Source organism: Rhodococcus sp. RS1C4 (genome assembly GCF_002258225.1).
Lineage (GTDB): Bacteria > Actinomycetota > Actinomycetes > Mycobacteriales > Mycobacteriaceae > Rhodococcoides > Rhodococcoides fascians_E.
Map to the genome: position 1 here is coordinate 12,681 of NZ_NOXZ01000050.1, position 19,518 is coordinate 32,198.

A 19,518-nucleotide genomic window follows, 5' to 3' on the forward strand; every position below is an offset into this window, starting at 1 on the left:
TTCTCCCACCTCGACTCCGAGGGTCGGGCGCGCATGGTCGACGTCTCCGCCAAACAGGACACCACTCGAATCGCCGTCGCTGCAGGCGAACTGGCCACCACGGCGGAGGTGATCGCGTTGGTGCGTGCCGATGGCATGCCGAAAGCCGACGTGCTCGCGACCGCACGGATCGCCGGAATCTCCGGAGCGAAGAAGACGTCGGAACTCATCCCGCTCTGCCACCAACTCGCGTTGTCTAAGGTCGACATCGTGTTCGGTTTCACCGACACCACGATCACGGTGGAGGCCACCGCGAAGACCACAGGTCCGACCGGAGTGGAGATGGAAGCGCTGACGGCCGTCGCCGTGGCCGGGCTCACGTTGCACGACATGGTCAAGGCCGTCGACCCGTCGGCGACGATGAACGGTATTCGGTTGGTGCGCAAAGAAGGCGGCAAACGAGGGTCGTGGTCGCGTGAGGACACCGTCTCCGCTGGGCCTACGTCCGTGACAGAAACATCTCCGGCGGGCCGAACAGCCGCCGTTCTGGTCGCCTCTACCGGTGGTGCGAACGGAACCCGTGAGGACACGACCGGGCCCCGCATCGTAGCGTGGCTTCTCGACAGAGGATTCACCGTACGCGGCCCACTCGTCTACGCCGACGCAGAGATCGCGGCAGGCCTGCGCGACGCTCTCACCGACGGCCCCGCCCTCGTCGTCAGCACCGGTGGCACCGGTGTCTCCCCGACCGATGCGACCCCCGAGGCGACCAAGGCCGTTCTGGACCGCGAACTTCCGGGGATATCCGACGCCATCCGGCTCCGGGGAACGAAGGTCACGCCGCATGCGACGCTCAGCCGCGGACTGTCCGGGGTGGCGGGCCGCACCGTCGTCGTCAATCTCCCCGGATCACCGGGAGGCGTGAAAGACGGCCTGGCGGTGCTGGATCCGATCGTCGACCATCTACTCGCCCAGGTTGCTGGAGACGGACTCCACGCCGATTCGGAAAGTGACGTGAACACCCCATGACCGACCTGCTCGCCGCGATATCCGCCGATCCCATCGACACCTCGGCGGTGGAAAGTGCCGTCGCCGGTCCGACGCACGGTGCCGTCGTGTTGTTCTCCGGCGTCGTGCGCAACCACGACGGCGGACAATCGGTGTCGGCCCTCGAGTACCAGGCCCACCCCGAGGCGGAACGGTTCCTTCGTACGTGTTGCGTGGAAGTGGCGGAAGAATCCGGCCTGCCGGTCGCAGCCGTGCATCGCGTCGGTGACCTGTCGATCGGCGACGTCGCCCTCGTGGCCGCCGTCGCGTCGCCCCACCGCGCCGAGGCGTTCGCAACGTGTGCGCTGCTCGTCGAACGGATCAAAGCAGAGGTACCCATCTGGAAGCGACAGCACTTCGCGTCGGGCACGTCGGAATGGGTCGGCCTCTAACCGGACCGGACGTACCGGTGAACCGGAAGCATCGCGGACTCGTCGGCGAGGTCACCGGGCCGCCGGACGCAATCCAGTAGCCGAATCTCGGCCAGTTCCTCGTCGAGGTCGGTGCCGATCAGAACGAGCCGGGTAATTCTCGTGGTGTCGTCGCCCCACTCCGTCGGCGTCATCGTGATGTGCCGGCCGACGGTGTTCACCTCGTAGCGCTCGCGGTAGCCGGGTACGTCGAAGTGAACGAAGCCCTTGATGCGGTAGACGTCGCCTGCCGGGTTCTCCAACATGTCGACGAACCGTCGAGGATCGAACGGCTCGTCGCTCTCGAAGCTCGTCGTGGAGTACTTCGCGTGCAGATGATGTGCATGGTCGTCCTGTTCGCCATGGCTGTCGTGGTCGTGGTCGTGGTCGAAGAGAATCTCGTCGAACGACATCTGACGCGCCTGCGTGGGATCCTGCACACGCTCGGGGACGTCGAAGAGCAGTTCGGCGTCGACTCGGCCGTGGTCGGTCGTCAGAACAGGCGTGTCGGTGACGATGCCGCGGACGAGGGATTCGATGTCCGACAGTGCGTCGGGCGACGGTACGTCCGCTTTGTTGAGCACCACCAGGTCGGCCAATTGCACGTGCTGGTCGAGTTCGGGGTGTTCGGCTCGGGTAGAGGCGAATTCGACGGCATCGACCACCCCGACGAGACCGCCGTACGACACCCGCGGATTGTCGCTCGCCAGAACCATTCGTATGAGATTTCGGGGCTCGGCGAGACCGCTGGCTTCGACGACGATCACGTCGAGCGCGGATTTGCTACCCGCCAGGACGTCGAACATCGCGTCCAGTTCGTCCACGTCGACGGCGCAACACAGGCAACCGTTGCCCAGCGACACCATCGAGTCCACCTGTCCGGCAACCATCATCGAGTCGATGTTGATCGACCCGAAGTCGTTGACGACCACGCCGATGCGAATTCCGCGATTGTGCCGAAGTAGGTGATTGAGCAGCGTCGTCTTGCCGGAACCCAGGAAGCCCGAGACGAGGACAACGGGAATCGTTCGGTCTGCCTCGGCCACGCAGCGAGATTACTCGGTGCCGCGTTCGGTCATCGAGTCAGGATCTGACGGAGCAGACCTTGCGCGACATCGGCGACGGCCCGAACGTCCGCCTCACCGCCACCGGCGTCGACGTAGGGAGCGAGCTCGGACAGCAACCGCGACAGCGAGTTTCCCGCGGTCGAATCGGCAGCGGAGGGAACAGTCGGCACCGACGGCACCGTCTCGGCTGCGTTCTGGTCGGGAGCGACTTCGGTGTCCGGCCCGAGCAGATAGTCGATGATCCCGGTGGACAGCGCGATCGCGTGCTTCAGTTGACCGTCGGTGGTCTCCAATGTGTCCGCATCCGACGGGTTGGATCCGTTGCCCATCTCGACGAACACCAGCGGTACACCCGTCAGCGCAGGGCCTGCGACGTCGGCGCGTTCCTGAACACCGTCTGTCACACCGGCGTAGTTGGCAGGAGTGAAACCGGCACGTTCGTAGGCGTCGCGCATCAGTGACGTTGCCTGTCGCCCACCCGCCGATTGTGCCGCGTCGGCCGCTGTATCGGGGATCGGCAAGGTGGGAACGATGAGGTGGAAGCCGTGCTTGTTCTCGTCCGGGCCTGTGGACGTGGAGTCCGCATGAATGCTGACGGCCACGTCGGCCCCCGATCGCGTGGCGGCCTCCGCCCTCTCGTCGACGCAGCCGCCCCAACCGGTGTCGTCCGCCCGCGAAGTCACCACCGTCGCACCGAGGCTCTCCAGACTCGACTTCACGAGCTGCGAGACGTTCCAGTTGATCGTGTGCTCCGGCACTCCACCGAGCGACGTCATGCCCGTCGTCTGGCAGTCCTTGGTTCCGCCGCGTCCATCGTCGACCTGACGCGTGAGATCCTCCGAGTGGCCCGTCCCTTGATGACCCGGGTCCAGGAAGACCGTCTTGCCGGAGAGTTCGTTCCCGGTCGAGTCGGAGGCCGGATCGGCACTCGCCGCCGCGGGAGCGATCACCGCAGCGGACAGCAGTCCGATCGACAGAAACGCGAGCACACCAGTTTTGTTCATCGACGGTTGTGAGCGCACCGCGGCCTGAGCCCGGCGCACCGCTCCCCTCTCACTCCGACAGCCACCAGGCCACACGAGCCCTCGGTCGTTCCCACAGGAATCAGTGGACACTTGAGCCCCAAGTGAAGCAGCAGCATCACGCACATCGACGAGCAATCAGCCTTTCGGAAGCAAATCGTGAGCATGCCGTGACTCAACCGTTGCCGTTCACTCCAAAACCTCCGCACACTTCATATTCCTTTCGGTGACACACAAAACGAGCTCGCAAAAGCAACCATCCGAGACCGAATGAACCGTTCGGTCACTCCAAGTGACCGAACGTCACGTCCGCTCCGAACAGCGGCAGACGACAATTCGTCGTGCATGGATAAATTGCCCGGTCGGTCGTATAGTCGCGTTGAGTGTGATGCAGACGCACCTGAACTTCATTGGAGAACTTTTCATATGGCCAAGAAAGTCTTCGTCCAACTGGTGGACGATATCGATGACAAGCCGATCGAATCCGGCGGCGAGCACATAACTTTTTCGGTGAACGGTGTCGGTTACGAAATCGACCTCAGCGACAAGAACGCCAAGGAATTTCACCGGAAGCTCGATTACTACATCGAGCATTCGTTGCGGGTGGGCGGAAAGCGCGCGAAGAAGTCCGGCGGATCCGTTTCGGTGAACTCCAAACGCGACGCGAATCAGACCAAGGCGATTCGGGAATGGGCGAAGTCGAACGGTTACGCGATTTCCACTCGCGGTCGAATTCCGACGGACGTGGAGCAAGCCTTCGACGCGGCGCATTAGGAACGCCGCGACCGACCGGAGTACTTACACAAAAAAGGAGAGTCACCATGGTGGTGACTCTCCTCTTTGTGGAGCTAAGGGGACTCGAACCCCTGACCCCCACACTGCCAGTGTGGTGCGCTACCAGCTGCGCCATAGCCCCGTACTTCGCTTCCGCGTTACCTTGCGGTTGCTCGAACGAAGTTACACCATTGTCGTTGACGGGAACAAATCAGCAGCTCAGAGCGCGTCACCGGCGAAGCGCGGGTGTCAGCCGATGGATTCGACCCATGACGACTCACGCAGTGCGTCGACGAGTTGCCCGTCGACGAGAACGCCGGGGGTGCCGGCGGCTCCTGCCGCAGCCAATGCAGCCCGGGCGGTTTCCGCGTCGGCAGAGGCTACGTCTGCGGCGCTTCCACTGGTGATGCAGTCTGCTACGGAAGTGCTCGCACCATTACGCGTGGCCATCTCCGCCAGTTCGGCGTTCGAGTGGTCGGTCTCACCGTTCTCTTCCGGTTGGAACTCTGTCGAGAACAATTCTGCGTGGAACGCGGAGTACACGATCGCGTCGGACGATTCGGCAACGCAGCGCGACGCAGCCACCGCCCGACTGGAGTAGTCGCCGCTCGCGGACAACTGATTCAGTTGGGGCAGAACGACCATGTGATAGCGAACCGCGATGGTTCCCTCGTCGATCTTCTGTGCCAGTTCCTGGCCGTGCTTCACCTCGAGTTCGCCGCAGAACGGGCACATCGGGTCCTCGAAGATGTCGACGGTGCGCGGCGCACCCGGAACACCGAGTTCGACCACACCGTCGTCGGATACGGTCGAGACGACCTCGGCGTTGCGGACCGAGCCGTATCCGTCGTTGCGTGGCTCGTCGCCACCTCGCTGCCAGAGGATGGCCACCACGATCACGGCGACAACCACGACAAGTGCGACGCCCGCAAGCACGTAAGTGAAGGTGTTGGACGTCGGCTGAGGTGTGTACTTTGCCCCGGATGTTCTCTTTTGACTCACGTGCACATGATACGAAAGCCTCACGTGGACGGGGCTGCGGCGCTCTTCCTACCTCCCGGCTCGGGGACGGTGATCCACCATGCGGCTGCCGCGAGCAGAATCACGCCGGATGCCACGAAAGCGGTGCCGTACGACGCCCCCTCGACGATCTTGGCTGCGACCACCGGGCCGAGGATCGCACCCACGTCCGCGGACATCTGGAAGGTGGAGAGCACCGGTCCACCGCGCGCTTTGGACCCGATGACATCCGCGATGGACGCCTGCTGCGCCGGTGTCATCAGACCGGATCCGACGCCCGCGAGAACCGAGAACGCCATGAACAGCGCGATGTCGTCGGTGAGCCCTATCCCCGCTGTCCCGACGCCTGCGACGACCAGACCTGCCACGACGAAGGGTTTGCGCCCGCGGAGGTCCGATTGACGCCCCGCGGTGGTGAGCACTATCGCATTACCGACCGCGAAGACGGCCAACGACACTGCCGCGACCGCCGCGGACCGCTGGAGTACCTCGATGACGAAGAGCGGAATCAAGGCCACTCGCACGCCGAAGATCACCCAGCCCGTCGCGAAGTTGGACGCCAGTGCCGCTCGGTAGGCGGGCACCGCCCACGCCGCCCGGAGGGTGAGAACGGGGACCGACGAATCCGCACTCGCTTTCTCTTCCTCGACGTCGCCGAGCGCGAAGAACACGACGGCCGCGGCGATCACGAGCGCCACCGCGTAGATGAGAAACGGCGCACGGAGACCGAGCCCGACGACGGCTCCGCCCAGCAACGGACCACCGATCGATCCGAGCAGAAAACTCGTGGCGTAGAGGCCCGAGATCCGTCCACGGCTCTGTGGTGGGCTCATCCGGATCAACAGTCCGAGTGCGGACACCGAGAACATCGTGGATCCGATGCCACCGAGCCCACGGAACACGAGGAGCTGCCAGTAGGTCTGGGCGAACGCACACGCACCGGTGGACAGCGCGACGATCAACAGACCGGACAGGTAGATCGGGCGCTCCCCCAGTTTCTGCACCAGCGTCCCGCTTGCGGGGGCGAACAGAAGACGCATCAGCGCGAAGGTACTGATGACAGCGGACGCGGCGAACACGCCGACTCCGAACTCGGTCGCGAACTGCGGGAGCGCAGGCGAGACGATGCCGAACCCGAGTGCGATGACGAAGCTTGCCGCGATCAGTACCCAGATCTCGGACGAGACCGGTGTGCGATTGCTTTCCTGCCGATTGTCTTCCGTCACGACTCGTTCAGGGCCTGGGACACCAATTCCTTTGCCGCTGCCTGAACCTGAGCGAGGTGATCGGCTCCTCGGAACGATTCGGCGTAGATCTTGTAGACGTCCTCGGTGCCGGAGGGCCGTGCCGCGAACCACGCATTCTCGGTGGTGACCTTCAGCCCTCCGATGGCAGCGTCGTTGCCGGGCGCCGTCGTCATGGTGGCGGTGATCTTTTCACCTGCGAGTTCGGTTGCGGTCACCTGCTCGGGAGACAGCTTGCCGAGGACCGCCTTCTGCTCACGGGTGGCCGGTGCATCCACACGAGCGTACGACGGGTCGCCGTACTCGGCGGTGAACTCCGAATAGCGTTCGGACGGTGTCTTTCCGGTGACCGCAGTGATCTCCGACGCGAGGAGCGCCAAGATGATGCCGTCCTTGTCGGTCGTCCAGACGCGGCCGTCGGTGCGCAGGAAGGACGCACCTGCGCTCTCCTCTCCGCCGAAACCGAGGTCGCCGTCGAGCAGTCCGGGTACGAACCATTTGAAACCGACGGGAACCTCCAGTAACTGCCGACCCAGTCCGGCAACCACCCGATCGATCATGGACGACGAGACCAGAGTCTTACCGACACGCGCGGTCGGCGACCATCCCGAACGATGCGTGAACAGGTAGTCGATCGCCACGGCCAGGTAGTGGTTGGGATTCATCAGTCCACCGTCGGGCGTGACGATGCCGTGCCGGTCCGAGTCCGCGTCGTTGCCGGTGGCGATGTCGTACGACGTCCGAGCTGCGATCAACGACGCCATCGCGTTCGGTGACGAGCAGTCCATCCTGATCTTGCCGTCGGTGTCGAGAGTCATGAAACGGAAGGTGGAGTCCACGAGTGGATTCACCACGGTGAGGTCGAGGTTGTGGCGCTCGGCGATCGCGTCCCAGTAGTCGACGCTCGCGCCGCCGAGCGGATCTGCACCGATCCGAACGCCCGCGGCGCGAACCGCGTCGAGGTCCACGACGCTGGGCAGGTCGTCGACGTACGTGCCGAGGTAGTCGTAGCGTTCGACGGTGGTGCGCATCGCGGTGTCGAGGGACACCCGCCGCACCCCGGCGAGGTCGGCGCGCAGAAGTTCGTTGGCGCGGTCTGCGATGACCGACGTGGCGTCACTGTCGGCGGGCCCGCCGTGGGGAGGGTTGTACTTGAAGCCGCCGTCACGCGGTGGGTTGTGAGACGGGGTCACGACGATTCCGTCGGCGCGGCGTTCCGGTCCCGACGCGTTGTACCGCAGAATCGCGTGACTGACAGCCGGAGTAGGTGTGTAGCGGTCCCCGGAGTCGACCAGCACGGTGACATCGTTGGCGGCCAACACTTCGAGCGCCGTGGTCCAGGCAGGCTCGGACAGTGCGTGGGTGTCGCGCCCGATGAACAGCGGACCCGTGATCCCTTGGGACGCACGATATTCGACGATCGCCTGAGTTGTCGCCAGGATGTGGCGTTCGTTGAACGCCGAGTCGAGGCTGGAACCCCGGTGTCCCGAGGTTCCGAACACGACCTGTTGCCCGGGATCCGACACGTCGGGCGTCCGCGAGTAGTAGGCGGTGATCAACTGCGCGACATCCACGAGGTCCTCGGGAAGGGCAATTGTTCCAGCTCGTTCGTGCGCCACGATGCGCCTCCTTGTTCTCACCCTGTGCCGGCCAGTTCGACTCTAATCGCTGACCGAGAACGCGGCGGGGCGCGGCTAGGAAGTGCGGGGTGATTTCGGAGGGCGAGGCAGGAAGTAACTCGTGCGACGCTGGTAGTCGGCGTATCCCGGGCGTCGTTCCATGGAGCGTTCCAGCAGACGCGCACCCGTCGCGAACACGAGGAAATAGGTCATCGCAACGGGTGAGAGGACCGTGAGCACCCCGGGCCACGCCGACGCCGCGACGAGGAAGATCCCCCACCACACACAGGCGTCACCGAAGTAGTTGGGGTGCCGCGTCCACGACCACAGACCGCGGTCCATGATCCTGCCCTTGTTCGACGGGTCCGCCTTGAACGCTCTCAACTGCGCGTCACCGAGGGCTTCGAATGTCAGGCCGGCAGCCCACAGCAGCACGCCGAGAACGACCGTCACCGGCACGGAGGACTGCGCGACGGCGGAGACCTGGATGGGCAGCGAGACGAACCACAGGGCCACCCCCTGCGTCAGGTAGATCTTCCGGAGGGCGTAGAGAGTACGGTTTCCCGTGGCCTTCGACAGCAACTCCTCGTACCGCGGGTCCTCGCCGCTGCCGATCGACCGGCGAAACACGTGCCACGCCAAGCGCAGTCCCCATACCGCGACGATGACCGTCACCAGCAGCCGGCGCCATCCCTCCCCGGTTCCGACCACGCCCGACACGAGCGCGATGAGGACGAAACCTCCCCCCCACGTCACGTCGACGACGCTGTGCCGCCCGATCCTGCTGCCGACGAGTGCGGTGACGATCATCAGAACGGCGGTGGCGAGCAGCGCGGAGCCGGACACTGTCAGGAACTCGGACCGATCGAATGCATTCACGGTTCGGTACCTACCCAGACAGGTCGAACGGGATCGAAGTCGACCTGCCCGTCGGGTCCGGGGCGCACCGACAGTATCTGGTCGACGCCCATTCGGCCCTCGCGGAACGCCATGCCTCCGCCGACGAGATACAGCCGCCAGACGCGTGCGACCTCCTCTCCGACGAGCTCGACGACGTCGTCCCAGCGCGCCTCGAATCGCTCGGTCCACACGTCCACCGTTCGCACGTAGTGCTCACGCATCGCATGGACGTCGCGCACTTCGAGTCCGGCTTCCTCGATCATCGCGACGGTCCGACCGACGGGACGCATGTACATGTCCGGAGCGATGAACTGCTCGATGAACGCACCTCCGCCCGGATTGTCACCTTCTTTGCGGGACATCTGCTGGATCAACACCCGCCCGCCCGGCCGCACGTTGCGGTGCAACGCAGCGGTGTACGTGGGGTAGTTCGACTCACCCACGTGCTCGCCCATCTCGATGGACGCGACCGCGTCGAACGGACCGTCGGGGATCTCGCGGTAGTCCTGGATCCTGATCTCGACGCGGTCCTGTAGTCCTCGGTCGGCAATTCGCTTGTCGATGAACGCCTTCTGCTCACGCGAGATCGTGACGCCGACGACGTGGGCGCCGTATTCCTGTGCCGCGTGCAGACTCAACGAACCCCAACCGCAGCCCACGTCGAGGAACCGCTGACCGGGAGCGGTGTCCAGGCCGATCTTGCGGCACACGAGGTCGAGCTTGTCCGTCTGTGCGTCGTCGAGGGTGTACGTGGGTGCGGTGGACGTCCAGTACCCCGACGAGTACGCCATGTGGGAATCGAGCACCAGTTCGTAGAAGTCGTTCGACAGGTCGTAGTGGTGGCTGATCGCGGCGCGGTCCCGCACCAGCGAATGCAGCCTGCCCTTGACGACCGCCTGCGACGCAGGCGGGGCGAGAGGACGACCGAACACTCCGAGTTCACGGGCCAACTTGGCGAGCTTCAGCAGCGCCGCGGGTGACGGACGAACGGCCGACAGCTTCCTCGCTCGAACTTCGCTCCACACGTGGGCGAGGGCAGCTCCGAGGTCACCGTCGACGTCGAGTTCGTCCAGTACGTAGGACTGCGCCGCACCCAACTCCCCCGGGTTCCACAGCAGTCGCCGCAGAACGTTCGGCGACTTCAGGTGTACGTCGGGGGCGCCGACGGTCCCGGCGACACTGCCGTCCCATGCGTGCAAGCGCACCGGCAGATTCCCTCCGACATAGGGCGCCACCAACTCCGCGATACGCGGTGCAACTCCAGCGGTGCTCATCTGTCTCCCCTACGGTCCAGAACGATCTGCTGCACATCGAGATACCCGGAGCGGAAGCCCGCTTCCGAGTAGCACAGATAGAAGTGCCACATTCGGTCGAATGTCCGATCGAACCCCAACTCCGACGTCTCGGCGCGGCGGGCGGTGAACTCCTCGTCCCACCTCCGCAGGGTCCGTGCGTAATGGTCGCCCATCGACAATCGCTCGCGCACACGGAGAGTCGTGTGACTCTCGGTGACCTCGTCGATCGCGCGCAGCGATGGCAGGAACCCACCGGGGAAGATGTACTTGTGCACCCAGGTGTAGGTGTTCCGGGTGGCCAGCATCCGATCGTGCGGCATCGTGATCGCCTGGATCGCCACTCTCCCACCGGGCGCGAGAACCCTGTCGATGGTCCGAAAGTACGTACCCCAGTATTCGTGTCCGACCGCCTCGATCATCTCGACCGACACCACCGCGTCGTATTCGCCGTCGACCATGCGGTAATCGAGTAGGTCGACCTGGACCCGTTCCGAGTACCCGGCGTCGGCGATACGCTTGCAGGCGAGTTCCTGCTGCTCGGTGGACAACGTCACCGAGCGCACCGTCGCCCCCCGCGCCGCCGCACGGATGGCCAGTTCACCCCAGCCCGTGCCGATTTCCAGTACGCGGCTTCCTTCTCCGACGCGGGCGCGGTCGAGCAACCTGTCGATCTTGCGTCGCTGCGCTTCCGCGAGCGGTTCGCCGTCCTCACGGGTGCCCCCGGACGCGAACAGCGCGCTCGAGTAGGTCATGGTCTCGTCGAGGAACAGTTCGAACAGGTCGTTGGACAGGTCGTAGTGTCGCGAGATGTTGGAGCGAGTGTTGTCGGTCGTGTTCCGCTCCGCACGTGGGGGTTTCGGCACGTACAGGCCGCGGAGACGCTGCAGCGATCTCGGAATCAACGTTGCCATCCGAGTGGCGAACACTTCGAGTACCGCGGTCAGGTCTTCCGCGTCCCAGTCCCCTGCCATGTACGCCTCACCGAACCCGATGAGTCCGCTCTGGCCTACTCGCGCAGCGAAGTCGGCGGGCCGCACGATATGCATCACCGGGGATTCGGGGCCGCCGCCACCGATCACGCTGCCGTCGGCGAAGCGAGCCCGAAGTGGCAGCGTTCCCACTGCGCGGCGAAACAGGAAGTCGGCGACCGGCGCGGCGACCTTTGCCTTCGTCCCTGCCGGCACGAAAGCGATGCCTGGCCAATTGTGTGTGTCCACGTCGGACTTCGATCGAACGACGGTTGTCATCGTGTTGCCTTTCGTACAGCGGGTGCTTTCGGACGTGGAACGATCGGTAGACCCCTCGCCCACAGCCGAATTCCTTGCCAGCGAATCTGTGCCACCACACGCGCGGGCGCGAGCGGAACCGAAACTGCCGATGCCAGCACCGATCGAGTGGTGGCAGGCCTTCGGTGCCCGGTCACGCTCGCCACAAAGGGCGGTGCGCCTTCGCGTTCGAGAACGATGGAGAGCGCCAGCGTCGAGTCCGGCTCGGGTAGTTTCATCCGGTATTCGCCACTGACATCGTTGAACGGAGAGACGTAGAACTCTTTACGTGCTCGCGCCGCGCCCACGTCGTCGGTGTGCAGCAGATAGGCGTATCGCTCACCGTAGGTGTTGTGGACTTCAGCGACGACGCACACGAGCCTGTCCTCCCGGTCGTGACACCAGAAGACGCTGAGCGGGTTGAACGTGTGTCCGAGCACTCGGGCGCTGGCGAGCATCGTGATCCGTCCGCCGCCGAGGTCGATGCCCTGGTCCGCCAGAAACGCGTCGATGTTCTGCCGGATGGACTTCGAGGGGTCACCGATGTGATCGCTCGCGTGGAACGTCGCGAGTGGCCGGATCCACCGCGGAAACGCGGGCAGACGGTCGAGGTCGACGAACCAACTGTAACTGCGGTAGCGAAACTTGTTTCGTATCGGCGCCGTGCGCACGTGCACGATGGTCGTCGAGAAGATGGCGTTGGCGTGCGTCACGTCCACTGCCCGCCCACACGTTCGGCAGCCACCCGACCTGATTCCGCACCGTCCTCGTGAAAGCCCCAACCGTGGTACGCACCCGCGAAAGCCACAGTGTCGGTGTTCAATTCCGGGAGCCTGCGTTGAGCTTCGAGCGACGCGGGCGTGTACTGCGGGTGCTCGTACGTCATCTCGTCGAGAACGGTCGACGGGTCGACGACGTGAGATCCACCGAGTGTCACCAGGAATCGCTGCGAGCCTGCCAGCCTCTGCAGTCTCGTCATGTCGTAGCTGACGAGAACGCTGTCCGGCTGCGCGCCGCATTCCGGAATTCGGTAGTTCCACGACGCCCGCGCCCTCGGCGTCGCCGGAAGTACCGCCTCGTCGGTGTGGAGCTGAGTGTGATTGATGGAGTACGGCATCGACCCGAGCACCGAGTGCTCGAGCGCGGTGGGGTCGGCGAGCATCTTCAGCGCCTGGTGGGGATGTACCGCGATGACGACGGCGTCGTAGCGTTCCAGCACGTCGCGAGAATCGCGGATGTCGACTCCGTCGACGTGTCGGTACACCGCGTGTACCGCTGTACTCGTGCGGATCTCGTCGATGTGCGCGGCGACGCGCTCGACGTAGCGCGCCGAGCCGCCGGTCACCGTGCGCCAGACCGGAGAGCCCGTCACGCTGAGCATGCCGTGGTGTTCGAGAAAGGTGAACAGATATCGCGCCGGATAGTTCAGGGCCGTGCCCGGATCACACGACCACACCGCCGAGACGAGTGGAGCCATGAAATGCGCGGTGAAGTATTCGGAGAAGCGCGTGCGACCGAGGAAATCGGCCAGAGTTTCGTCGGAGACAGTGCTGTCGGTCTCTCGCAGCAACTCCGTCGCGGTCCGGTGGAATCGCGTGATTTCGCGCAGCATCTTCAGATACCGAGGGCGGGCGAACGTCCGTACCGATGGAAGAATCCCTCGGACCCCCTGGCCACCGGAGTATTCGAGGCCACAACCGTCGCACCGAATCGACATGCTCATGTCGGATTCCTGCGTGGGCACGTTCAACTCGGCGAAGAGACGGAGCAGAGTCGGATACGTCCGGTCGTTGTGGACGATGAAGCCGGTGTCGACGCCCACACCGTCGACATCATGTGTATCGGCATGACCGCCGAGCCTGTCGTCGGCCTCGTACAGAGTCACGTGCGCGGACTTCGACAACACGTACGCCGCAGTCAAACCCGCGACACCACTACCTACGACCGCCACACGCCGACGCGTCACGACGACACTCCGTTTTCTTCAGAGGGGACACGCGCGATGATGTCCATCGCGAATTTCGTCGTTCTCTCTACCCATGTGCGGGACTTTCGAATCATGAAGTGACCGCCGTCCATGTCCACGAACGTCGCATCGACACCCCGCCTGCGTGCGGACTCGACTTCAGCCGACGACTTTCGCGGATCCGTCCAACTGTCGTCGCGCCCGTGGAGGACCCGCACCGACCGGTCGGACTGGATGTTCGCCAGCTCGTCGCCGTCGGGCCACCACGGCGCGAGCGCCACGAGGCCCAGGACCCCCGGATCGTGGCCGACGGCGGCTGCCGTCCGCCCGCCCATCGAGTGCCCGACGACCACCACCGGCACACCGGGGTGCTCGTCTCGAATCCGTAGCAACGCCCACCGGGCGTCACGAACGGGGCTGCGTTCGACACCGTTCCATCCGCGGAACCGGTACTGCAGTTGGTGTACTGCTACGCCATCGGCTCGGCCGGCACGCCGCAGCGCCCACGTGAACTGCCACATGCGCAGTCCCGACAGATGCCAGGGCCTACTGGGCGCGTGGCTGTCCACTTTGCCTCCGTGCAGGACGAGGACGACGGCGCGGACAGTGCCGCGCGGACTGGGGCCGGACCACAACTTCGGCGTGGCGATCTTGCTCATGATCACTATTCGACACCATCGCTGCCACGGGTTGGATTCTTGCGATGCCAGGCGATTGTGAGGTGAATTACAGGCTTCGGGCAAGAAAAAACCGGGTCGGAAAGCGTGTGCTTTCCGACCCGGTCTCGGTGGAGCTGCCGGGAATCGAACCCGGGTCCTCCGCTGTATCACCAGGGCTTCTCCGTGTGCAGTCTGCTATGCCTCTACTTGGATCTCCTGATCTCGCAAACAAGCCAGGATGACGATCCCAGCCACTGTTTGATGTTCCTCATCACTCCGTGGCCGAGTGAATCGGTAAGCCCTCTAGCTGATGCCAGTACCCGGGTCGAGGGCGAACCCGGACTGACAGACACGCAGTCGCTACTTAGGCAGCGAGTGCGTAGTCGCGCTGATTGGAATCGGCGCTTATATGTTTGCGATGACGCTTACGGTGGTCTCTCGCCTGCACCGACACGCTTCCCCTGACTCAACATACAGAGTCGAAACCGTTCAGCCCCGTACGTCCCCAGCACTCTGCCGGGGCTTGTCAGTGTAACGCGTCCCCCGGACAGAATCATCCCGATATACGGCGCGCGTCACTATGCGCGGTCGACCAGGGCAACGACGCGTTGCAACTGACGCCCTGCGATCACCTTGCGGGCGGGCAGCGATCCGTACCAGAAGGCGCGGCCTGCGAGGCCGCGAGGAAAGAAGTCGATGCGTTGCTCGAGCCGCGTTCCCCCGCCTGCAGACACCACCGAATACTGCATCCACGCGTTCCCGGGCAACGTAGCAGTGGAACGTAGCCTGATGTCACCGTCCGAATCACTGCCGTCCGAATCACTGCCGTCCGACGCACCGCCGTCCGACGCACCGCGCTCGATCTGCCAGTTCTCGGCGCTGCCTGCTGCTACGGCCTTGCCCACACGGCTGCGGATCTCGTCGGCCCCGCTCCCGAGGTAGACGCTGCGCACGTCGGTGAAGACGGTTTCTCCCGCCCAATCGGGGTCGGAAGGAAGAGGATCCGACGGGGCCGACACGGTCGACGTCCACGTCGACTCCGACTCGCCGTCGTCGATGGTGCGTAGAGCCAGCCGAACCGCATCGCGGTACGGCGTCAGACCACCCTCCGGTCGTTCGACGACGGCGTCGATATCGGTTTCGTGGGCCACCGCGTCGAACTGCAGTGATTCGATGAGCGGCATCGCCAGTCCCCTCGGAATCGGGGTCACCAGACCGATCCAATGGCCGGCCAGCCGCGGGGTGAGAACCGGCAGTACCACCATCTGGCGCTTACGGAGCCCTGCAACGTCCGCGTAGATGTTCATCATCTCGCCGTACTCCATCACGTCCGGGCCGCCGACGTCGTAGGTCCTGCTCTCGGGAAGGTCCGCGTCCGCAGCTCCGAGGAGGTAGTGCAAGATGTCGCGCACTGCGATCGGCTGAATCTTGTTGTGGACCCAGCGCGGTGTCGTCATGACCGGCAGCCTGTTGGTGAGGTGGCGAATCATCTCGAACGACGCCGATCCCGCACCGATGACCACTCCGGCCTGGAGGACGAAGGTCGGCACTTCGGACTCGCACAGAATCGTGCCGACCTCGGCGCGCGATTCCAGGTGCTCGGAAAGCTCCCCCGACTGGGGGTGCAGCCCGCCGAGATAGACGATCCTCGACACTCCGGCCTCCGCGGCGACCGCAGCGACGTTCTCGGCGCTCTCACGCTCGGTCTTCTTGAAGTCGCCGCCGCCGGAACCCATCGAGTGCACGAGGTAGTAGACGACATCGACGTCGGCGAACGCCTTCTTCAGCGAATCGCGGTCACCCAGATCTCCCTGGGCGATCTCGACGTCGTCCGCCCACGGCACTCCCTGGAGCTTGTCGGGGGTGCGGGCCAACACCCGAACCGTGAATCCCGCGTCCAGAAGTCGCGGAGCGAGCCTGCCGCCGAGGTAACCGGTCGCTCCGGTGACGAGGACACGGCGGGCATCGGGGCTGCTGTTGGCGTTCATCGTCTATCGATACCCCCGCGGGGGTATCTCAACCCGATCTCACCTGGCCCGTCGACGTCGGCCGATCAACCCAGGGCGATCAGACCCACCGCGCCGAGAGCGACGACCATCCCAACCTGCTGCAGTCTGCCGACACGCTCGCCGAGCATGACCATCGCCAGGAGCACGGTCGCCGCGGGATACAGCGATGCGATGACACTGACCAAGGACAGCAACCCACCCTGGTACGCGTAGAGCAGGGCGGCGTTCGCCACGACGTCGAGAATGCCGACGAACGCAGCGAGCTTCAGCACACTGCCGTGCGGCAGCGCGAAATGACCGGAGGCGAGCGCAACACACCACACCACCGCCGTCGCCGACGCGCGAGATGCCGCCAGCGGCCACAATCCCGATCCGTCGCCGATCTGATGGAGGCAGATGAACGCGAGCGCGAACGTGACACCCGATCCGACGGTCAACCACGCCACCGTCGGGGTGAATTTCATCTCGCGACCACCGGCTACTTCACCCGTCGTGTCGTCGGGAGACTCCTTGCTGACGAGGAGAACCGCGATCAACGCCAATGCGATACCCACGAATGCGAGCGCACCCGGACGCTCCCCGATCGCGAATCCGGCGACGACGGGTATGCCCGCCACCAGCACGGCGGTCAGCGGAGACACGACCGCCATCGGGCCTGACGCGAGCGCGAGGTAGAACCACCAGACGGCCAGGCCACCTGCCACTCCCGACGCCAAGCCCCACAGAATGGGCACCAAAGAGATCTGGCCCCCGACGAACGGCGCCACGATCAGCACGATCACCAACGAGAACGGGTAGGAGACGATCACCACTCGCAGGGCCGCCACCCGACGGGACGCCACACCCCCGACGAAATCGCTGACGCCGTATCCCACCGCGGCGACGAGTGCGAGCAGGATCGCGGTCAGCGCGAACCCCTCACCGCTCGCCCCTCACCGCATACCCCCTCACCGCATACCCTTGATGCGGCGGCCGAGTTCCCTGGTCACTTCACGCTCGGCGGTGCGACGGGCCAGGTCCTGGCGCTTGTCGTAGTCCTGCTTACCCTTCGCGAGGGCAAGTTCGACCTTGACCTTGCCGTCGGAAAAGTACATCGACAACGGTACGAGGGTCCGCGACCCTTCTTTCGTCTTCCCGACGAGTCGCTCGATCTCGCGCTTGTGCAGCAACAGTTTTCGGGTGCGTCTGGGCGCATGGTTGGTCCAACTCCCCTGCGTGTACTCGGGGATGTGCAGCCCGCGCAACCAGATCTCGCCGTCGTCGACCGTCGCGAACGAGTCCGCAAGCGACGCTTTGCCTTCACGCAGGCTCTTCACCTCGGTGCCCACGAGCGCGATACCGGCCTCGTAGACGTCGAGAATCGAGTAGTGGTGGCGCGCCTTGCGGTTCGTCGCAATGGCCTTGCGGCCCTTCTCTTTCACTTCAGGGCCCTTTCTCGAGCGCTGTTCGTCCGTGCGTACGCGCTCTCTGCGCTGTCCGCTCCAGCATAGAACCGTGTCGCAAGCACTTTTCTTCCGGATGGACTCGGCCGAATCGGGAACCTACTCGCGGACGTACAACCGCAACGTGATGTACGCGGTGACCGACGCCATACCGATGCCGACGAGCGCCAGGAACGGAGAGACGAGCAGAACGTCGCTGTTGGAGATTCGGGCGAGAATGTTGGCGTCGTACACCTCCGACAACACGTCGTCGATGAAGAGGTTCTTCGCGGTGAACAGCCCCGCAATCGCGAGCCCGGATCCGATCAGCGCAGCCACCACGGCTTCGAGCAGGAAGGGCAGCTGGGTGTACCACCTGGTTGCACCGACGAGTCGCATGATTCCCACCTCGGTGCGGCGGGTGAACGCCGCGATCTGAACCATGTTCGCGATCAACAGAACCGCGGCCACGGCTTGAACGATCGCGATGGCGAATGCTGCGTTGCGTACACCGTTGAGCACACTGAACAGACGCTCGACCAGGTCTCGCTGGTTGAGCACGCTCTGCACTCCCGGCTGACCGGCGAAGTTGTCGTTGATGACGCCGAAGCGTTCGGGATCACTGAGCTTGACCTTGAAAGAGGCCGGGAAGCTGTCCGGGCTGACCAGCTCCGCGAGTTCCGGTTGATCCTTGAACACGCGCTCGGTCGCATCTTTGACTGCGTCGTCGCGGTTGAGGTACTGAACCGACACCACGGACGGTGTCTGCTCGAGTTCGCTGCGCAACGTGGAGCACGTGGATTCCGCGCAGTCCGGATCGGTCGCCGAGATGTCGTCGGTGAGGAAGATCTGTACTTCGACGCGGTCCAGGAAGATCTGCTGCGTCTTGCCCGCCATCTGCACCACGAGCAGTCCGCCTCCGAACAGGCCGAGCGAAATGGCCGTCGTCAGAATCATGGCGATGGTCATGGTGATGTTGCGGCGAAGTCCGGTCAGGACTTCGCTGAAAATGAAACTTGCGCGCATCGGGGAATCCGGGCCCTTCGGTGGTGTCTGCAGTCGTCGATGTCTGTAGTCGTCGATGTCTGTAGTCGTGGCGGCAGAAGTGCGGCGGCGTACTACCTACCGACGCCGTAGACCCCTCGGGCCTCGTCACGCACCACTCTGCCGTTGTCCAGTTCGATGACCCGCCGACGCATCGAGTCGACGATGTGGTTGTCGTGGGTCGCCATCAGCACCGTCGTTCCGGTCCTGTTGATCCGCTCGAGCAGCATCATGATGTCCTGGCTCGTGTCCGGATCGAGGTTTCCCGTCGGTTCGTCGGCCAGCAGCACCAGTGGGCGGTTCACGAAGGCCCGGGCGATGGCGACGCGCTGTTGCTCACCACCGGACAGCTCCGTGGGCAGTCGATCCGACTTGCCGCCGAGCCCGACCAGATCCAGGACCTCGGGCACCGTCCGCTTGATCATCGATCGCGGCTTGCCGATGACCTCGAGCGCGAAGGCCACGTTCTCCACGACCGTCTTCTGCTGCAACAGACGGAAGTCCTGGAACACGCACCCCATGCTCTGTCTGAGCTTCGGCACGCGCCGCGAGGACAACCGGTTCACGTGGAAGTCCGCGACGTGGATGTCGCCGGAGGTGGGTGTCTCCTCCTTCAGGAGAAGGCGCATGAACGTCGACTTCCCGGATCCCGACGGTCCGATGAGAAACACGAAGTCGCCCTTGTCCACCGACACCGTGACGTCGTCCAACGCCGGCCTGGTGGATGTCTTGTAGGACTTGGAGACATTCGAGGTGCTGATCACGGGTCGCCAGTGT

Annotated in this window: 19 protein-coding genes, 1 tRNA gene and 1 other RNA gene; 3 read left to right on the plus strand and 18 right to left on the minus strand. The window is 64.4% G+C overall.

All coding sequences use genetic code 11. From position 1 onward, the window contains the following. Nucleotides 1–33 precede the first annotated feature (33 nt). Together moaCB and CH289_RS25145 are read left to right on the plus strand one after the other, a co-directional pair. Entirely contained in the window at nt 34–1,008 is a 975-nt protein-coding gene (gene moaCB, locus CH289_RS25140) for a bifunctional molybdenum cofactor biosynthesis protein MoaC/MoaB (RefSeq protein WP_230621125.1), read from the plus strand. Further along, entirely contained in the window at nt 1,005–1,418 is a 414-nt protein-coding gene (locus CH289_RS25145; RefSeq protein ID WP_020112066.1) for a molybdenum cofactor biosynthesis protein MoaE, read from the plus strand. Before moaCB ends, CH289_RS25145 begins: the two co-directional genes overlap by 4 nt. Here CH289_RS25145 and CH289_RS25150 read toward each other — a convergent pair. Then, nucleotides 1,415–2,482: a CobW family GTP-binding protein gene (locus CH289_RS25150; protein WP_020112067.1), complete on the minus strand. Its 1,068-nt coding sequence runs from the start codon at nt 2,480–2,482 to the stop codon at nt 1,415–1,417. The two genes, CH289_RS25145 and CH289_RS25150, sit on opposite strands and share 4 nt — an antisense overlap. A gap of 29 nt (nt 2,483–2,511) precedes the next feature. Next, nucleotides 2,512–3,507, minus strand: a complete 996-nt coding sequence (locus tag CH289_RS25155; protein WP_027498869.1) for an N-acetylmuramoyl-L-alanine amidase — start codon at nt 3,505–3,507, stop codon at nt 2,512–2,514. Between the two features lie 444 nt (nt 3,508–3,951). On the opposite strand from CH289_RS25155, the gene CH289_RS25160 reads away from it, so the two are divergent. Further along, on the plus strand, nt 3,952–4,299 hold the full coding sequence (locus CH289_RS25160) for a histone-like nucleoid-structuring protein Lsr2 (RefSeq protein ID WP_019667997.1): 348 nt from the start codon (nt 3,952–3,954) through the stop codon (nt 4,297–4,299). Nucleotides 4,300–4,368: 69 nt separating this feature from the next. Here the strand turns inward: CH289_RS25160 and CH289_RS25165 are convergent. The 16 genes from CH289_RS25165 to ftsE form a co-directional block, all read right to left on the minus strand. After that, a tRNA-Ala gene (locus CH289_RS25165) sits at nt 4,369–4,441 on the minus strand. 107 nt (nt 4,442–4,548) lie between these two features. Further along, nucleotides 4,549–5,301 (minus strand): DsbA family protein, encoded by a 753-nt coding sequence (locus CH289_RS25170; protein ID WP_026347933.1) that lies wholly within the window; start codon nt 5,299–5,301, stop codon nt 4,549–4,551. 20 nt (nt 5,302–5,321) lie between these two features. Then, the gene (locus CH289_RS25175; RefSeq protein ID WP_019666023.1) at nt 5,322–6,545 is read right to left on the minus strand and encodes an MFS transporter; all 1,224 of its coding nucleotides are present in this window, start codon (nt 6,543–6,545) and stop codon (nt 5,322–5,324) included. Next, nucleotides 6,542–8,182: a phosphoglucomutase (alpha-D-glucose-1,6-bisphosphate-dependent) gene (pgm, locus tag CH289_RS25180; protein WP_026347934.1), complete on the minus strand. Its 1,641-nt coding sequence runs from the start codon at nt 8,180–8,182 to the stop codon at nt 6,542–6,544. Before pgm ends, CH289_RS25175 begins: the two co-directional genes overlap by 4 nt. Nucleotides 8,183–8,257: 75 nt before the next feature. Then, on the minus strand, nt 8,258–9,061 hold the full coding sequence (locus tag CH289_RS25185) for a DUF1295 domain-containing protein (protein WP_020112069.1): 804 nt from the start codon (nt 9,059–9,061) through the stop codon (nt 8,258–8,260). Then, nucleotides 9,058–10,356 (minus strand): SAM-dependent methyltransferase, encoded by a 1,299-nt coding sequence (locus CH289_RS25190; RefSeq protein WP_020112070.1) that lies wholly within the window; start codon nt 10,354–10,356, stop codon nt 9,058–9,060. The genes CH289_RS25185 and CH289_RS25190 overlap by 4 nt, the downstream gene beginning before the upstream one ends. Beyond that, on the minus strand, nt 10,353–11,624 hold the full coding sequence (locus CH289_RS25195) for an SAM-dependent methyltransferase (RefSeq protein WP_020112071.1): 1,272 nt from the start codon (nt 11,622–11,624) through the stop codon (nt 10,353–10,355). The genes CH289_RS25190 and CH289_RS25195 overlap by 4 nt, the downstream gene beginning before the upstream one ends. After that, entirely contained in the window at nt 11,621–12,361 is a 741-nt protein-coding gene (locus CH289_RS25200) for a DUF1365 domain-containing protein (RefSeq protein ID WP_033190592.1), read from the minus strand. Before CH289_RS25200 ends, CH289_RS25195 begins: the two co-directional genes overlap by 4 nt. Then, the gene (locus CH289_RS25205; protein ID WP_170947472.1) at nt 12,352–13,608 is read right to left on the minus strand and encodes an NAD(P)/FAD-dependent oxidoreductase; all 1,257 of its coding nucleotides are present in this window, start codon (nt 13,606–13,608) and stop codon (nt 12,352–12,354) included. The genes CH289_RS25200 and CH289_RS25205 overlap by 10 nt, the downstream gene beginning before the upstream one ends. Continuing rightward, on the minus strand, nt 13,605–14,267 hold the full coding sequence (locus CH289_RS25210) for an alpha/beta fold hydrolase (RefSeq protein WP_230594059.1): 663 nt from the start codon (nt 14,265–14,267) through the stop codon (nt 13,605–13,607). The genes CH289_RS25205 and CH289_RS25210 overlap by 4 nt, the downstream gene beginning before the upstream one ends. A gap of 126 nt (nt 14,268–14,393) precedes the next feature. Next, nucleotides 14,394–14,764: a transfer-messenger RNA gene (gene ssrA, locus CH289_RS25215) on the minus strand. Nucleotides 14,765–14,845: 81 nt separating this feature from the next. Further along, entirely contained in the window at nt 14,846–16,255 is a 1,410-nt protein-coding gene (locus CH289_RS25220) for an NAD(P)H-binding protein (RefSeq protein WP_033190591.1), read from the minus strand. Nucleotides 16,256–16,320: 65 nt separating this feature from the next. Beyond that, a complete protein-coding gene (locus CH289_RS25225; RefSeq protein ID WP_080733949.1) occupies nt 16,321–17,172 on the minus strand; it encodes a DMT family transporter in 852 nt (283 codons plus the stop codon). A 51-nt stretch (nt 17,173–17,223) separates the two neighbouring features. Next, nucleotides 17,224–17,697, minus strand: a complete 474-nt coding sequence (gene smpB / locus CH289_RS25230) for an SsrA-binding protein SmpB (RefSeq protein ID WP_094728820.1) — start codon at nt 17,695–17,697, stop codon at nt 17,224–17,226. A gap of 120 nt (nt 17,698–17,817) precedes the next feature. Next, nucleotides 17,818–18,723, minus strand: a complete 906-nt coding sequence (gene ftsX / locus CH289_RS25235) for a permease-like cell division protein FtsX (RefSeq protein ID WP_019666034.1) — start codon at nt 18,721–18,723, stop codon at nt 17,818–17,820. Between the two features lie 92 nt (nt 18,724–18,815). Beyond that, nucleotides 18,816–19,505 carry a cell division ATP-binding protein FtsE gene (gene ftsE / locus CH289_RS25240; RefSeq protein ID WP_019666035.1) on the minus strand — a complete coding sequence of 230 codons (690 nt, stop codon included), beginning with the start codon at nt 19,503–19,505 and terminating at the stop codon, nt 18,816–18,818. Nucleotides 19,506–19,518 lie beyond the last annotated feature (13 nt).

What these genes read in the sequence shown, in the direction of transcription:
- moaCB (WP_230621125.1), top strand. Translation starts at nt 34, where the DNA reads ATGGTCGACGTCTCCGCCAAACAGGACACCACTCGAATCGCCGTCGCT.
- CH289_RS25145 (WP_020112066.1), top strand. Translation starts at nt 1,005, where the DNA reads ATGACCGACCTGCTCGCCGCGATATCCGCCGATCCCATCGACACCTCG.
- CH289_RS25155 (WP_027498869.1), bottom strand. Translation starts at nt 3,507, where the DNA reads ATGAACAAAACTGGTGTGCTCGCGTTTCTGTCGATCGGACTGCTGTCC.
- CH289_RS25160 (WP_019667997.1), top strand. Translation starts at nt 3,952, where the DNA reads ATGGCCAAGAAAGTCTTCGTCCAACTGGTGGACGATATCGATGACAAG.
- CH289_RS25190 (WP_020112070.1), bottom strand. Translation starts at nt 10,356, where the DNA reads ATGAGCACCGCTGGAGTTGCACCGCGTATCGCGGAGTTGGTGGCGCCC.
- CH289_RS25195 (WP_020112071.1), bottom strand. Translation starts at nt 11,624, where the DNA reads ATGACAACCGTCGTTCGATCGAAGTCCGACGTGGACACACACAATTGG.
- CH289_RS25210 (WP_230594059.1), bottom strand. Translation starts at nt 14,267, where the DNA reads ATGAGCAAGATCGCCACGCCGAAGTTGTGGTCCGGCCCCAGTCCGCGC.
- CH289_RS25220 (WP_033190591.1), bottom strand. Translation starts at nt 16,255, where the DNA reads ATGAACGCCAACAGCAGCCCCGATGCCCGCCGTGTCCTCGTCACCGGA.
- ftsX (WP_019666034.1), bottom strand. Translation starts at nt 18,723, where the DNA reads ATGCGCGCAAGTTTCATTTTCAGCGAAGTCCTGACCGGACTTCGCCGC.